This window comes from Vogesella urethralis, assembly GCF_007644045.2.
Lineage (GTDB): Bacteria > Pseudomonadota > Gammaproteobacteria > Burkholderiales > Chromobacteriaceae > Vogesella > Vogesella urethralis.
Map to the genome: position 1 here is coordinate 1 of NZ_VMDW02000157.1, position 15,177 is coordinate 15,177.

The 15,177-nt window shown below is 63.4% G+C and carries 12 protein-coding genes; 8 read left to right on the forward strand and 4 right to left on the reverse strand.

From position 1 onward, the window contains the following. Positions 1-62: 62 nt before the first annotated feature. A complete protein-coding gene (locus FLQ03_RS18930; RefSeq protein ID WP_144373817.1) occupies positions 63-1,202 on the forward strand; it encodes an amidohydrolase in 1,140 nt (379 codons plus the stop codon). A 226-nt stretch (positions 1,203-1,428) separates the two neighbouring features. Here FLQ03_RS18930 and FLQ03_RS18935 read toward each other — a convergent pair whose 3' ends face one another. Next, entirely contained in the window at positions 1,429-2,634 is a 1,206-nt protein-coding gene (locus tag FLQ03_RS18935) for an MFS transporter (protein WP_144373818.1), read from the reverse strand. Positions 2,635-2,752: 118 nt separating this feature from the next. Here FLQ03_RS18935 and FLQ03_RS18940 point away from each other — a divergent pair, with 118 nt between their 5' ends. Beyond that, positions 2,753-3,658: a LysR family transcriptional regulator gene (locus FLQ03_RS18940; protein ID WP_240802323.1), complete on the forward strand. Its 906-nt coding sequence runs from the start codon at positions 2,753-2,755 to the stop codon at positions 3,656-3,658. Between the two features lie 135 nt (positions 3,659-3,793). Here FLQ03_RS18940 and FLQ03_RS18945 read toward each other — a convergent pair whose 3' ends face one another. Then, positions 3,794-4,807, reverse strand: a complete 1,014-nt coding sequence (locus FLQ03_RS18945) for a Gfo/Idh/MocA family oxidoreductase (RefSeq protein ID WP_144373820.1) — start codon at positions 4,805-4,807, stop codon at positions 3,794-3,796. Between the two features lie 129 nt (positions 4,808-4,936). After that, positions 4,937-5,923 carry an inositol 2-dehydrogenase gene (iolG, locus tag FLQ03_RS18950; RefSeq protein ID WP_144373821.1) on the reverse strand — a complete coding sequence of 329 codons (987 nt, stop codon included), beginning with the start codon at positions 5,921-5,923 and terminating at the stop codon, positions 4,937-4,939. Between the two features lie 321 nt (positions 5,924-6,244). Between iolG and FLQ03_RS18955 the strand changes: the two genes are divergently transcribed. From FLQ03_RS18955 to FLQ03_RS18980, 6 genes are all read left to right on the forward strand, one after another. Continuing rightward, the gene (locus tag FLQ03_RS18955) at positions 6,245-7,297 is read left to right on the forward strand and encodes a LacI family DNA-binding transcriptional regulator (protein WP_144373822.1); all 1,053 of its coding nucleotides are present in this window, start codon (positions 6,245-6,247) and stop codon (positions 7,295-7,297) included. Positions 7,298-7,436: 139 nt separating this feature from the next. Further along, the gene (iolD, locus tag FLQ03_RS18960; protein WP_206211061.1) at positions 7,437-9,293 is read left to right on the forward strand and encodes a 3D-(3,5/4)-trihydroxycyclohexane-1,2-dione acylhydrolase (decyclizing); all 1,857 of its coding nucleotides are present in this window, start codon (positions 7,437-7,439) and stop codon (positions 9,291-9,293) included. 342 nt (positions 9,294-9,635) lie between these two features. Next, positions 9,636-10,571 (forward strand): sugar ABC transporter substrate-binding protein, encoded by a 936-nt coding sequence (locus FLQ03_RS18965; RefSeq protein WP_144373824.1) that lies wholly within the window; start codon positions 9,636-9,638, stop codon positions 10,569-10,571. Between the two features lie 67 nt (positions 10,572-10,638). Then, entirely contained in the window at positions 10,639-12,183 is a 1,545-nt protein-coding gene (locus FLQ03_RS18970) for a sugar ABC transporter ATP-binding protein (RefSeq protein WP_144373825.1), read from the forward strand. Positions 12,184-12,249: 66 nt separating this feature from the next. After that, entirely contained in the window at positions 12,250-13,275 is a 1,026-nt protein-coding gene (locus tag FLQ03_RS18975) for an ABC transporter permease (protein ID WP_144373826.1), read from the forward strand. A gap of 63 nt (positions 13,276-13,338) precedes the next feature. Then, positions 13,339-14,196, forward strand: coding sequence for a DMT family transporter (locus FLQ03_RS18980; protein WP_144373827.1), 858 nt, complete (start codon positions 13,339-13,341; stop codon positions 14,194-14,196). Here the strand turns inward: FLQ03_RS18980 and FLQ03_RS18985 are convergent. Further along, complete coding sequence (locus tag FLQ03_RS18985; RefSeq protein WP_144373828.1) at positions 14,180-15,046, reverse strand: MurR/RpiR family transcriptional regulator; 867 nt, start codon at positions 15,044-15,046, stop codon at positions 14,180-14,182. The two genes, FLQ03_RS18980 and FLQ03_RS18985, sit on opposite strands and share 17 nt — an antisense overlap. Positions 15,047-15,177: the final 131 nt, after the last annotated feature.

A 15,177-nucleotide genomic window follows, 5' to 3' on the forward strand; every position in this document is an offset into this window, starting at 1 on the left:
CAAACGGTCCGCATGGGATAGATCTGCCCGGGGATTGGGGTAGCTCGACCTGCAGCTGATTTGTGCAACAAAGCCTGATGCGGGCGTTGCCGCCGTTGCCTGCGGCAGCGGCCCGTGCCCAGCGTCGAGATCACGCACTGGCGGCCTTGTCGGCCTTGAACGCGCAGGGGGTCACCACCTTTCTGGATGCGGCCGCCGACCCGGATGGCCTGCAGGCATTCACTGCCTTGCGCGCCGAAGGCAAGTTGACGGCGCGCGCGCACTTTGCGCCAGTCATTACCCCGGATCAGGCGCGCCAGCCGGAACAGGCTGCGGCCAACGTTGCCAAGTTGGCCAAGCGCTATCACCAGCCACGGGTGGATGGCCAGCCGGATATCCGCCTGACCACGGCCAAAATCTTCATGGATGGGGTGATCCAGGCGCCGGCACAAACCGCAGCGTTGCACCTGCCTTATCTGCACAACCATGGCAGCGAGGCAGCACCGGACTGGCGCGCCGGGGACAAATGCGGCGAGCTGTACTTTGACCAAGCCAAGCTGAACCGGCTGGTACTGGCATTGGCCCGCCACCAGCTGACGCCGCATTTGCACACCGATGGCGATCAGGCGGTGACCGTGGCGCTGAATGCCGTCGAGACGCTGCGCCAGACGTACCCTGGCGTCAAACTGCGCCCGGCATTGGCGCATAACGAGCTGGTGCGTGCGGCGGACTACCCGCGTTACCGGCAACTGGATGCGTTGCCGATACTGTCTTTCCAGTGGGGCAAGCCGGCGGCGGACACGCTGGATACGGTCAAGCCTTATATCGGCCATGAGCGGTTCCCGTACCTGGAGACCGCCGGCAAGTTCCAGCAAGCCGGTGCCACCGTCGCCTTTGGTAGCGACTGGCCGGTTGATCCGCTGAACGAGTGGTTTGCCCTGCAAATCGCCGTGACCCGTGCCAACCCCACCGAGGCCGACCGTTACCCGGGCCGCTTGGGGGATGACCCGGGCCTGACCGTGCCGCAAGCCATCCGTGCCTTTACCTACAACGCGGCGTATTCGCTTGGCAGGGAAAAAGAAATCGGTTCGATTGAGGCCGGCAAGTGGGCAGACCTGATTGTGCTCGACCGCAACTTGCTCAAGATTCCCGCGACGGACATCCAGCAGGTGAAGGTGTTGTCGACAGTGCTGGCCGGCAAGGAAGTCTACCGGCAGCCCTGAGCAAGACCGGGTATTGATCCTTGCCTGGAAATAGCTGGCCGCTTTCCTGTTGGAAAGCGGCCATTGTCATTTTGGGCTCGACCGTCCGTTATGGCGGGGGCCGTTCATCCGTTATTGCCGGATCTGCGGCGGGCTGCGCAATGTGCCGGGGGATGACTTCACCACGTTGCGTAACATCGATGACGCGGCGAAGGTTGGCCGCAGGCAACCCCCGCGGGCTGGCCGATCAGTGCACCGATACCGGCCGGGTGGTCGGGGTCTGTGGATCATGCCCGGCGCGGCGATCCAGCATGCCGGACCAAGTCGTTAGCAGCCAGGCGGCCAGTACGATCAGCGCGCCTATCCATGTGGTGTGCATGATGCCGAGGCTGGCCACGATGTGGCCGCCAGCCCAGGCGCCGAAGGCAATGCCCAGGTTGAAGGCGGCAATGTTGAGGCCGGAAGCCACGTCTACCGCCTGCGGTGCTACCCGCTCGGCCTGCTGTACCACGTACAGCTGTAGCCCTGCCACGTTGCCAAACGCTACCGCACCCCATAGCAGCACGGTCACTACCACCAGCCATGTCGATGCAGCGGTCAGCATCAGCAACAGCAACACGGCAGCCAGCCCGGCAAAGATGATCTGCAGCGCCCGCACCGGGCCCAGGCGGTCGGCCAGACGGCCGCCCCATACATTGCCTACGGCCACGCTCAATCCATAAACCAACATGATCAGGCTGACTGCCTGAGCAGGAAAGCCGCTGATCTGTTGCAGCATTGGCGCCAGGTAGGTAAAGGCGGTGAAGGAGCCGCCGTAACCCAGCGCGGTCATGGCGTAGACCAGCAGCAGCCGCGGTTTGGCAAGCACCGCGAGCTGGCTGGCCAGCGAGGCGGGGGCCGGACGCGGAAGGTTGTGCGGTACCAGCAGCAAGCTGCCGACAAAGGCCACGATGCCCAGCAGCGAGACGGCCAGAAAGGTAGTCTGCCAGCCGAATAGCTGGCCAATCCAGGTGCCCAGCGGCACGCCGCTGACCAAGGCGACCGTCAAGCCGGAGAACATCATGGCGATGGCGCTGGCTGCTTTCTCGCGCGGTACCAGGCCGGTGGCGATGGTAGAACCGATGGAGAAAAACACGCCGTGCGCCAGCCCGGTGAGGATGCGCGCCATGATCAGCGCCTGGTAGCCGGGGGCTTGCCACGCGACCAGATTGCCCACCGTGAACAGCGCCATCAGGCTTAGCAGCAGCGTCTTGCGCGGCATGCGGCTGCTGAGCGCGGTCAGCAGGGGCGCGCCGATGGCCACGCCCATGGCGTACAGGCTGACCAGTAGCCCGGCAGACGGCAGCGACACCTGCAGGTCGGCGGCAATGGTGGGGATAAGACCGACAATCACGAACTCCGTGGTGCCGATGGCAAAGGCGCTCAGGGTGAGTGCCCAAAGGGCTAGTGGCATGAACCGCTCCTTGGTTGACAGGGAATGCGGCGATTATCTGTGCTTGCGGCACTGGTAAAAATAGTGGTAAATGGCAATATCTTTTGACTTGAAATCAACAATGTTATCCAGTGAAACCTTGAGCGTATTCGTCGCGGTGGCCGAGGCAGGCTCATTTACGGCGGCTGCCGAACGGTTGGGGCTGACCCCGTCCGGCATCAGTCGCAGCATTGCCAAACTCGAGAAGCAGCTGGGGGTTCGCTTGATTACCCGCACCACGCGGCGGTTGGACCTGACGGCGGAAGGGCAGTGGCTGCTGGAGAATGCGCGTGACATCCTGACCCGGCTACAGGAAACCGCGCTGACGCTGCAGTCTGCGGCCGAGCATCCGTCCGGGCTGCTGCGCGTCAATGCCGCGACCCCGGTGTTCAACCATTTGCTGGCGCCGCTGCTGCCGGCTTTTCAGGCACGCTACCCGCGCATCCGTCTTGAGCTGGTGAGTGGCGAGTCCATCGTCGACCTGATCGAAGAACGCGCCGACGTGGCGATACGGGTGGGCGCGCTGCAGGATTCCACCCTCAGCGCGCGGCTGCTGTGCCAAAGCCGTCTGCGCTTGCTGGCGGCGCCTGCTTACCTGCAGCGTTGCGGCCAACCTGACACGGTAGACGCGTTGGCCACACACAGCTTGCTGGGTTTTACCCAGCCTGCGTCGTTGAACATCTGGCCGTTGCGCCATGCCGGCGGTGACGGTTACCCGGTGCAGGCTGCCATCAGCACGTCCAATGGTGAAACCCTGCGCCACCTGGCGCTGAACGGTAGCGGCATCGCCTGCTTGTCGGATTTTCTGACGGCCGATGACCGCCTGGCGGGGCGGCTGGTGGAGGTGTTGCCGGCGCAGACGCTGGACTGGTGGCAGCCAATCTGGGCGGTGTATTACCGGCAGGGCTTTCTGGCAGCGCGGGTGTCGCACTTTGTTGCTTTCTTGGCCGAGCACTTGCAGCCACTTGGCACCGATGGGGCGCCGGGCAAGCAGGCCGTGCAGTAAAACGCAGCGCATGCTGTTGCTGCCGGGCAGCAGCTTGAATCGGCTTTCCTCGTAGGGATGAAGTGGCAGGAGCGTGCCAAGTAAAAAAGCCCGCCTTGTAGGCGGGCTGTGAAGGAGGGTGAGAAAACACGGTTGCTACAGCGCGACGGCCTCGCCGCTACGGAACGCCTGGGTAATGGCCAGGCCGATCCGGGTGGCTTCGCGTGCGTCTTCCAGCGTTACCGGCGACGGGCGGTCGTGGCGGATAGTGTCGACAAATACCTGCGCTTCGGTGACGAACGCGTCGGCAAAGCGCTGGTAGAAATCCTGTACGCAGGTATTGCGGATGCCGCTGGCGTCGCTGATTTCCACACGATCGGCACGCGGGTTGGCGCCCACACTCAGGCGGCCTGCCGTGGCAAAGATTTCGGTGAGGGTTTCGTGGCCGTGGGCCAGCGTGCGCGAGGCAAAGAAGCAGGCCAGCTGGCCGCCTTCGAACTCGCACATGGCAATGCCGTTGTCCACGTCCTGGTGCTCGGCCAGCGCCGGGTGCAAGGCATTGGTGCCGGTAGCCCAGACGCGCTTGGGTTTGGGGTTGCCCAGCAGCCAGCGCGCCAGGTCGATGTCGTGGATGCTGCAATCGAGGAAGATGCCGCCGCTGCTGCCGGAAAAGCGCACGAAGAAGCCGGACTCGTCGTTCTTGTCGCAGGTTTGCGAACGCACCATGTACGGGTGGCCCAGCTCGCCTTCGGTCAGTAGCGTGGCCGCGTTGCGGTAGCTGGCGTCAAAGCGGCGCACGAAGCCGATCATCACTTTCAGCTGCGGATGGCGGCGTGCTTCTTCTTCCACGGCCAGGCAGTCTTCAACATTCAGCGCCAGCGGCTTTTCGCAAAACACGTGCTTGCCGGCGCGCAGGGCGGCAATGATCTGATCTGCGTGCAGCGAAGTGGGCGTTACCAGAAACACGGCATCCACTTGCGGGTCTTGCAGCAGCGCATCGTAATCGCTGTACAGGCTGCAGCCGGGCAGGGCGGTGGCGGTCCAGTCGCGCTCTTCTGCCAGCGGGCTGCAGGCGGCTTGCAGCCGTGCGCCCTGGGTGTGTTGCAGGTTGGCCGCATGGCGGCGACCCAGTCGGCCGAGGCCGATAATGCCGATACGTACGGTGCTCATGGGGTAGTCCGTCGGGTTGCCGCTGCTGCGCTGCGTGCCCGTATACCGTTCCTATCGTCCGGTGGGCGGCATGCAGGCCGCGCCGGTACCCGGCAGGCGGGCGGCGCAGCGCAACAGTGCTGGCAAGGGTTACAGGGTAATGGCGCGGCCTTCTTGCCAGGAACGGGTGGCGGCATCGGCCAGCTCCAGCGCTTGCACGCCGTCCTGTACCGTGGTGCGCGGCGCTTCGCCCTGGGTAATCACGCGGAAGAAGTGCGCCATTTCGCCGGCGTAGGCGGCCTGGTAGCGTTCCAGGAAAAAGTGCTGCGGCAAGTCGGTGCTGACCTGGCGGCTACCGTAGGCGGTAACTTCGGTGGGGCGGTGGTTGCCGGCTTGCAGCATGCCGTTGCTGCCCAGCACTTCAAAGCGCTGGTCGTAGCCGTAGGCGGCGCGGCGGCTGGTGTTGATCTGGCACAGGCGGCCACTGCGGGTGCGCAGGGTAACCGCGCTGCAGTCGGCATCGCCGGCGTCGGCAATGGCCGGGTCGGTCAGCACGCTGGCGCTGGCGTGCACGGCCACCACTTCGTCATCGAGAATCCAGCGGCAGATATCGAAGTCGTGAATCAGCATGTCCTTGAAGATGCCGCCGGAGCGTTTGATGTAGTCCACCGGCGGGGCACCTGGGTCGCGGCTGGTGACCACCAGCATTTCCGGGGTGCCGATTTCGCCAGCCTCGATGCGGGCTTTTACTGCGGCAAAGGTGGGATCGTAGCGGCGCTGGAAGCCGATGACGCACGGTACACCGGCCTGGGCGACCGCCGCTGCGCAGTCGCGGGCGCGGGCCAGGTCGAGGTCGACCGGTTTTTCGCAGAAGATAGCCTTGCCGGCGGCAGCGGCACGCAGGATTAGCTCGGCGTGGGTGTCGGTACTGCTGGCAATCACCACGGCGCCGACACTGCTATCGCCCAGTGCGGTATCGGTATCGCTGACGGTGGCGCCGTATTGTTCTGCCAGCGCCTGGGCAGACGGCGCATGGGTATCCACCACGTACTTCAGGCGTACGCCTTGGTGGGCAAACAGGTTGGCCGCATGGATCTTGCCGATGCGACCGGCGCCAAACAGGGCTACTTCAATCATGGTGCTCTCCGGGTCGGGGTTTGTTATGCCAGTCTGCGCGGCGTGTTGCGGGTTGCCCGGCCGCGTGACCGTGAAGCACAGTATATGTTTGGAAATTAATTTCTCAAATGTAAATTTGAAAGAAAATATTGTTCAAATAATTATTGTGCACGGCTTGCAACAGCGTGCAGTCTGCGCGTTGTGCTGCAAGCGATCGGCCCGCACCGCCGGCGTTATCGTGACCGTCTGGCGCCATGACAAGCTGGCGAAGGATGCCCGTGCAATCGCTTGGCTACGGTGCGCAACACGGCCGTGCCACAGATACGAAAAAGGGGAGAGCACATGACCGCCACACCACGCCGCAAGCGCTCGGCGCGTTTCAGTGATATTGCCGATGCCGCCGGCGTCAGCATTGCCACCGTTGATCGGGTACTGAACGAGCGCGGCAGCGTGTCGCGCAAGGCGCGTGAGCAGGTGGTGGCTGCTGCGCGCGAGCTGGGCGTACCACGGTTGCTGCCCGAGGTGGATACCGGCCTGCTGCACGTGGATATCGTGCTGCCGGATAACCGCTCGCCGTTTTTCCAGCGTTTGGGGCAGGCCTTCCAGCGCATCGTCGCCATGCTGGACCGCCGCCTGGTGGTGCACCGCGTCAGCGTGCCAGACAACGATGAGGCAGCCCTGCTGCGCGTGCTGGCACCGCGCCGCTATCCGCGGCGGGCGCTGATCGTGGCGGCCCCCGACTCCGAAGCCAGCCGCCAGGCGCTGCATCAGGCCCAGCTGCGCGGCGAGCATGTGGTGATGGTGGTGACCCGCGTCGAGGCCTTACCGGGGGCCGCCTATGTCGGTATCGACAACTACGCGGCGGGGCGTACCGCCGGCCACCTGATAGGACGCTACTGCCCACAGGGCGGCCGGGTGCTGATTCTCAGCAGCCGCCGCGACTACCGTGGCCACCGCGAACGCAGCCAGGGCTGTCGCGATGCGCTGGCCGATCTGCCGCACCTGCTGTGTGATGCCGTCAGCCAGGAAACGCGCGATGACCCCGACCAGTGCTATCTGGCGCTCAGCGACGCCTTCCGCCGCAGCGAAGGCATTGCGGCCATCTACAACACCGGTGCCGGTTCGCCCGGGGTGGTGGCGGCGCTGCGGCGCTTCGTGGCGCACAAGGTGTGCTGGATTACCCACGAGCTATCTGACGATCATCGGCAGTACATGCAGCAGGGGCTGCTGGATGTGGTGATCGACCAGGACCCGGATACCCAGGCACTGCGTGCCATTCAGCACATGTTGGCCGCGCTGGGGCTGGCGCCGCCTGCGCCCGGTAGCGAGCAGGGGGGCGAGTTTCGCCTGTACGTGCCGGAGAACATGCGAGGCGAGCGCTACCTTGCCGAATAAGCAACGGAAAATAATTTCTGCAAAATTAAAAATAAGAAAATAATTTGCAAAAGGAGCGGCTTCCTATATCGTGAACGGGTAGCCGCCGGTATGCGCACGCTTGGCCGCGCACCGGGCAACACAGGACAAGGAGACACAGGTGAAAACGATACGCTTGACCGTAGCCCAGGCGCTGGTGCGCTATCTGGCTGCGCAGTATGTGGAAGACGAACACGGCCACCGCGAGCGCCTGTTTGGCGGGGTGTGGGCCATCTTCGGCCATGGCAACGTGGCTGGCCTCGGCGAGGCGCTGCACGCCATGCGCGAGCAATTGCCCACCTTCCGGGCCCACAACGAGCAGGGCATGGCGCTGGCGGCTACCGCTTACGCCAAAGCGCACTTCCGCCGCCGCATGATGGCAGTCAGCACCTCCATCGGCCCCGGATGTACCAATCTGGTGACGGCGGCCGCGGTGGCGCACGTCAACCGCCTGCCCATGCTGCTGCTGCCGGGCGACATCTTTGTTAGCCGCGCACCGGACCCGGTGTTGCAGCAAGTAGAAGACTTCCACGACGGCGGCGTGTCAGCCGTGGATACCCTGCGCCCGGTGTCGCGCTATTTCGACCGTATCGTGGTGCCCGACCAGTTGCTGACCGCCCTGCCGCGTGCCATTGCCTACCTGACCGACCCCGCGCTGTGCGGCCCGGTGACGCTGGCGCTGCCGCAAGATGTACAGGCGCAGGCGTTCGATTGGCCGCTGGCTTTCTTTGACGAGCGGGTGGTGCGTTTCCGCCAGCCGCCGGCAGAAGATGCCGAAATCCAGGCCTTGGCGGCCATCCTGCGCGACGCCAAACGCCCGATGATCGTTACCGGTGGCGGCGTGCTGTATAGCGAAGGCGGCGCGGCAGCACTGCAAGCGTTTGCCGAACAGCACGGTATACCGGTGGGCGAGAGCCAGGCCGGCAAGGGCGCGCTGTCTTGGCAGCACCCGCTGCTGGCCGGTGCGGTGGGGGTCACCGGCAGCCCGGCGGCCAATGCGCTGGCCGAAGACGCCGACGTGGTGCTGGCTGTGGGCACCCGGTTACAGGATTTCACCACCGGCTCGCACGCGCTGTTCGCCGGGGCGAAGCTGCTGTCGATCAACGTCAGCACCTTTGATGCCATCAAGTGGGGCGGCGTCAGTGCCCAGGCCGACGCGCGTGCCGGGCTGATGGCCTTGTCCGCCGCGCTGGGCGACTGGCGTGCCGATAGCGGCTGGCAGGCGCAAGCCACCCGGCTGTGCGATGCCTGGCGCCGTCAGGTCAGCGAAATCGTGGTTAGCCCGCGTGCCGCGTTGCCCACCTACGCCGAAGCCATCGGCGCGGTGCAGGCGTCTGCGGCCAACTCTTGCGATAACGACATCGTGGTGTGCGCTGCCGGTACCTTGCCGGCTGAGCTGCACAAGCTGTGGCGCACCAGCCGCCCGGGTGGCTACCACATGGAATACGGCTACTCGTGCATGGGTTACGAGGTGGCCGGCGCGCTGGGGGTGAAGATGGCCCGGCCCGAGCGCGAGGTGATCGTGATGGTGGGCGATGGCAGCTACATGATGCTCAATAACGAGCTGGCTACCTCGGTGATGCTGGGGCAGAAGCTGATCGTGGTGCTGCTGGATAATGCCGGCTATGCCTGCATTAACCGCTTGCAACAGGCCTGCGGCGGTGCCGAGTTCAACAATATGTACAAGGACTGCCTCACCGGGCCGGATGGTGCGCCCGATATCGATTTTGCGCTCAATGCCCGTTCACTGGGCGCCGAGGCCGAGACCGTGCACAGCGTGGCCGAACTGGAGGCCGCCATGCGCCGTGCCCGCGCTGCCAGCCGCAGCTACCTGATCAGCTTGCGTATCGACGGCCCGCAGTGCACACCGGAAGGCGGTGCCTGGTGGCAAGTCGGCATCCCGGAGGTTTCCACCCGCAGCCAGGTGGCAGAAGCGCTTGCCCGCCACCAGCAAGGTATGCAACGCCAGCGCCGTTGATACCCTCGTTGTTTGTAATGCCCAAGGCCGCCTGCAGCGGCCTTTTTTCATGCACTTGATGTTGTCAGGTGCATGGTGCTGGCGGTAGCAGCTTGCCAGACGGCAACGTCTGCAGTGGCAGGGTGATAGCTAAGTTGATGATTGGAAAATTGTTTTTGCTGCTATGCAGCAATTGGAAATGCTGTTGCAAGTTTGTGGAAATTAATTTCTACATAAAAAATCTTGTGAAATTTTATTTGCAAAATAGAGCGGCTGCTCTTATCTTAGCCATACGGATTTGCATGGCTTACCGCGCAGCAGCGCTGGCCGTGGCACCGACCTACACAACAAGGAGAGACACCGATGAAACGCATGACCAAGTTTGCTGGTTCCCTGGTTTTCCTGTCCCTGACTGCCGCTGCCATGCCGGCCTCTGCCGCCAAGATCGGCGTCACCATGTCCGCCTTCGACGACAACTTCCTGACCGTGGTGCGTAACAGCATGAAGAGCCATGCGGCCAGCCAGAAAGACGTAAACGTGCAGTTTGAGGATGCCCAGAACGACATCGGCAAACAGCTTTCCCAGGTACAAAACTTCATCGCCCAGAAAGTGGACGCCATCGTGGTGAACGTGGTGGATACCGAAGTGACCCCGAAAATCAGCAAGATGGTGTCTGCTGCCGGCATCCCGCTGGTGTACGTGAACCGTCTGCCGGCCGACCGCGTTCTGCCGGCCAAGGTGGCGTTTGTGGGTTCCAACGAGCTGGAGTCGGGCACCCTGCAGATGAAAGAGGTATGCCGCCTGATGGGGGGCAAGGGCAATATCGTGGTGATGATGGGTGACCTGTCCAACCAGGCGGCCCGTCAGCGCACCAAGGACGTGGAAGACGTGATTGCCACCCCGGCGTGCAAAGGCATCAAGATCGTCGAGAAGCAAACCGCCAAATGGTCGCGCACCGAAGGCCGTGACCTGGTGATGAACTGGCTGAGCGCCGGCGTGAAGTTTGACGCGGTGGTATCCAACAACGATGAGATGGCACTGGGCGCCATCCAGGCCCTGAAAGCCGCCAAGCGCAGCAACGTGATCGTGGCCGGCGTGGATGCCACCCGCGATGCACTGACTGCGATGAAAAGCGGCGACATGAAAGTGACCGTGTTCCAGAACGGTGCCGGTCAGGGGCGTGGTGCCATCGACGTGGCACTGAAGCTGGCCAAAGGCGAAAAAGTGCCGCCGATGAACTACATCCCGTTCGAGCTGGTGACCCCGGCCAACCTCAAGAACTACGAAGCCCGTAACTAAGCACGTTCCACTCTTGGCCGGCCGGCCCTGCGGGGCTGGCGCCGGCCTGCAACAAGGATGACGAGCCATGCTGAGTCTGGCCCCAGAAAAAGTGACTGCCGCCCAGCCGGCGCCCCTGCAAGCGGCAGCAGTGCCGTTGATCGAAGTAAAAGGCGTGCGCAAGGAGTTTCCGGGGGTAGTGGCACTGGATGACGCTTCGTTCTGCCTGCGTCGCGGTACCGTCCACGCGCTGATGGGTGAAAACGGCGCCGGCAAATCCACGCTGATGAAGATCCTGGCTGGCGTACAGCCGCCTGACAAAGGCGTGTTTCGCCTCAATGGCCAGGATGTCACGCTGACCTCGCCGCTGGATGCGCTGGAAAAAGGCATTGCCATGATCCATCAGGAACTCAACCTGATGCCGTACATGACGGTGGCCGAAAACATCTGGATCCGTCGCGAGCCGCTGGGGCGCTTCGGCCTGATCGACCACGGGCGCATGGCCGAGATGACCCGCCAGCTGCTGACCGAACTGGCGATCGACATCGACCCGGAAAGCCTGGTCCGCGACCTGAGCCTGTCCGAACGCCAGATGGTGGAGATTGCCAAGGCGGTGTCGTACAACTCCGACGTGCTGATCATGGACGAGCCGACCTCGGCCCTGACCGAGCACGAAGTCGCCCACCTGTTCCGCATCATCAAATCGCTGCGTGCCCAGGGCAAGGGCATCATCTACATCACCCACAAGATGAATGAACTGTCGGAAATCGCCGACGAAGTCACCATCTTCCGTGACGGTCGCTATATCGGCTGCATGCAGACCGAACGGCTGGACCGCGACGAAATCATCCGCATGATGGTTGGCCGCGAAGTGGGCGACATGTTCCCCAAGGAAACCGCGCAGATCGGCGAGGTGGTGATGTCGGTGCAGAACCTCACCCTCGATGGCGTGTTCCACGACGTGAGCTTCGAGCTGCGTAGTGGCGAGATTCTGGGTGTGGCCGGCCTGATCGGCTCCGGCCGCAGCAATGTGGCGGAAACGCTGTTCGGCGTTACACCGGCCAGCAGAGGCAGCATCAGCCTGTTTGGCCAGCCGGTGACTATCAGCTCACCTAAAGTTGCCATGGCGCACGGCATGGCGTTTTTGACCGAAGACCGCAAGGACACCGGCTGTTTCCTCAAGCTGAGCATCCAGGAAAACATGCAGATTTCGGTACTGGGCGGCGACAACATCCAGGCGGGCTTTGTGCGCCAGTCTGCCCTGAGCAGTGTCTGCGAACAGATGTCCGCCACGCTGCGTGTGAAGGCGCCGGGCTTGTACGAACGGGTGGAAAACCTGTCCGGCGGCAACCAGCAGAAAGTGCTGATCGGCCGCTGGCTGCTAACCAACCCGCGCATCCTGATTCTGGACGAGCCGACCCGCGGTATCGACGTGGGGGCCAAGGCCGAAATCCATCGCCTGATTTCCCGCCTCGCCTGCCAGGGCGTGGCCGTGATCATGATCTCGTCCGAACTGCCCGAAGTGCTGGGCATGAGCGACCGCGTGATGGTGATGCACGAGGGCAGAGTCACCGGCATCCTCGATCGCAGCGAGGCTGACCAGGTAAGCATCATGCAACTGGCGTCGCGCTGAGCGCCAGACGAATACACAGAGAGACAGGCGCCGCCCGCGGCGCAAAAAAACCGGAGGATTCACAACATGGCAATCAGCAACGCAGGGCAGCTCGGCAACGCCGGCAAACCCGCCAAGTCCAAATTCCGCCTGCCGGGCGAAGCCCGCATCTTTGCCGTGCTGATGGGGGTGGCACTGTTGTTCGAAGTACTGGGCTGGTTCCTGGTGGGGCAAAGCTTTCTGGCCAATACCGATCGTTTGCTGGTGATGATCTTGCAGGTATCGGTGATCGGCATCATCGCGGTGGGCGTGACCCAGATCATCATCATGGACGGCATCGACCTGTCGTCCGGCTCGGTGGTGGCGCTCACCGCCATGGTGTCGGCCAGCCTGGCGCAGACGTCCGATTTCGGACGTGCCGTGTTCCCGTCGCTGACCGACTTGCCGGTGGTGGTGCCGCTGTTGGCGGGCTTGCTGGTTGGCCTGTGCTGCGGCCTGCTGAACGGCTTCGTCATCGCCAAGACGGCCATCCCGCCGTTCATTGCCACGCTGGGTGTGATGGTGACCGCCCGTGGCCTGGCCAAGTGGTACACCGAAGGCGAGCCGATCAGCATGCTGTCCGATAACTACGCGGCTATCGGTAGCGGCATTACCCCGATATTGATCTTTCTGGGCGTAGCGGCCGTGTTCCACGTCATTCTCAGCTACACCCGCTACGGCAAATACACCTACGCTATCGGCGCCAACCGTGCTGCCGCCCGCGTGTCCGGCATCAACGTCAACAAGCATCTGGTGATCGTGTACACCGTGGCCGGTCTGTTGTCCGGTCTGGCCGGGGTGGTGACGTCGGCACGTGCCGTGTCCGGCCAGGCAGGCATGGGCATGATGTACGAGCTGGACGCGATTGCCGCCGCCGTGATCGGCGGGACATCGCTGGCCGGCGGGGTTGGCCGCATCACCGGCACCGTGATCGGTGTGCTGATCCTGGGCGTGGTGACCTCGGGCTTTACCTTCCTGCGGATCGATGCGTACTACCAGGAAATCGTGAAAGGCGTGATCATCGTGGCCGCCGTGGTGGCTGACCAGTACCGCCAGCGCAACCGTCGCACCTGATCGTTATTCCCATTTCCCTCTTTACCCAAGCCCGGCTGTGCCGGGCTTTTGACCGTTACTGCCATGCCCCTTGCTGCCGTCCGTCGTCGTTTGCCCGAGTCTGCCTTGCTGCTGGTGACCCTGCTGGCCGCCAGCGGCTGGCTGTTTTCCAAAGCGGTACTGCGCGACCTGCCGCCATTGCTGTTCATGGCCATCCGTTTCGGGCTAAGCGCCATGGTGCTTGCCGGGCTGGTGCGGCGCCGGCAGCGCTGGCAACCCGGCGTATGGCGACCAGCCTTGCGCGGCGGCTTGCTATTAGGGCTGGCCATGATGTGCTGGGTATACGGTTTGAGTTTGAGTCAGCACGTGGGGGTGGCTGCCTTCATCAGCAGCCTGGGCATTGTGTTGGCGCCGTTTGCCGCCCGGCTATGGCTGGGCACGGCCTTGTCGCGGCGTGCCTGGCTGGGCATGGGGGTGGCGATGGCGGGTATGGCGTGCCTGTCGTGGCGGCCGGGCGGGACATTGGCGGTAGCAGAAAGCTGGCTACTGTTGGCCGCGGCCGGGCAAGCAGCCTACCTGGCCGTCAACAGCCGCGATATGGCGGCCATGCCGGTGCTGCAAGCCACTGCCTGGCAGCTGTTGGTCGCTGGCGCGGCGTGTCTGGCCGCCAGTGCGCTGCTGGAGCGCTGGCAGGGGCTGGCGTGGCAGGCCTGTTGGCCGCCGCTGCTGGGCAGTGTGCTGCTGGCGACTTGTTTGCGTTTTGTGTTGCAGGGTTGGGGGCAGGGCAGGCTGGGGGTGGCGCAGGCGTCGTTCATCCTGCTGCTGGAACCGGTATGGACGGCGCTGTTGGCCGCGTGGTGGTACGGCAGTGGTTTCAGCCTGCAGCAGGGCAGCGGCGCCGCCCTGGTGCTGCTGGCCTTGCTGCTTACTCGTCGTAACTGACCGCGTCACGGGTTTCTTCCACCACCAGTTCCAGCCGGTAAGACAGGGCGATGAACAGGGCCTGGCACAGGCTGATGGTGCTGCTCATCGAGCGGAAGGCAAACGCGCTGCCTTCTTTTACGGTGAGGATGCTGGCGGCGTCACGGCACAGCGGGCTGAGCTGGCTGTCGGTGATGACCAGCAGCTTGGCCTTGTTCTGGCTGGCCACGCGGGCGCAGTAGCGGGTTTCGCGGCCATAAGGCTGGAAGCTGATGGCGATCATCAGGTCGCCTTCGCTGATGCTGCGGATCTGCTCGTGGTACATGCCGCCGAGGCCCGATACCAGATGCACGCGCTTTTTGGTGTGTTGCAGCGCATAGGTGATGTAGCTGGCAATGGGGAACATACGACGCACGCCGATCACGTAGATGTTGTCGGCGCGCTGTAGCAGGTCAACGGCGGCGTCGAACGCCACCGGGTCCAGCGTCTGCGACAGCTCGTCCAGCCCCTGCTGGCAGGCAGCCAGAAAGCTCTGCGCCAGGTCGGTGTTGCTCAGCGGGGCGTTCTGCTTGGCGATGACGTCGCGGATGCGGTGCTGATAGCTGCTGGTATTGGGCTGGGCTGGCACAAAGGCTTCGCGGAACAGGGCCTGCATGTCGCTGAAACCGGAGAAACCGAAGCGTTGCGCGAAACGCACAATGGCCGACGGCTGCACTTCGCAAGCCTTGGCGATGTCGGTGATGCGCTCCAGCACCAGTGTCTGGCGGTGGTCCTCGATGTACTTGGCGATGATCTTAAGTTGCTTGCTCAGGCCCTCGTACTCTTCGGAGATGCGCTTCATCAGCTGGTCGGCGGTGATGTTATTGCTCATTGGCCTGGTCTCCGGGGCGATGTGGTGGCGTTATGGTACGGCGGCTGTTGCAAAAATGAAAAAAAATTTGCAGAAATAAATTTCCGATACAACAAATATACGAAAAAAAATTTGCAGACGAGGCGGGGGCG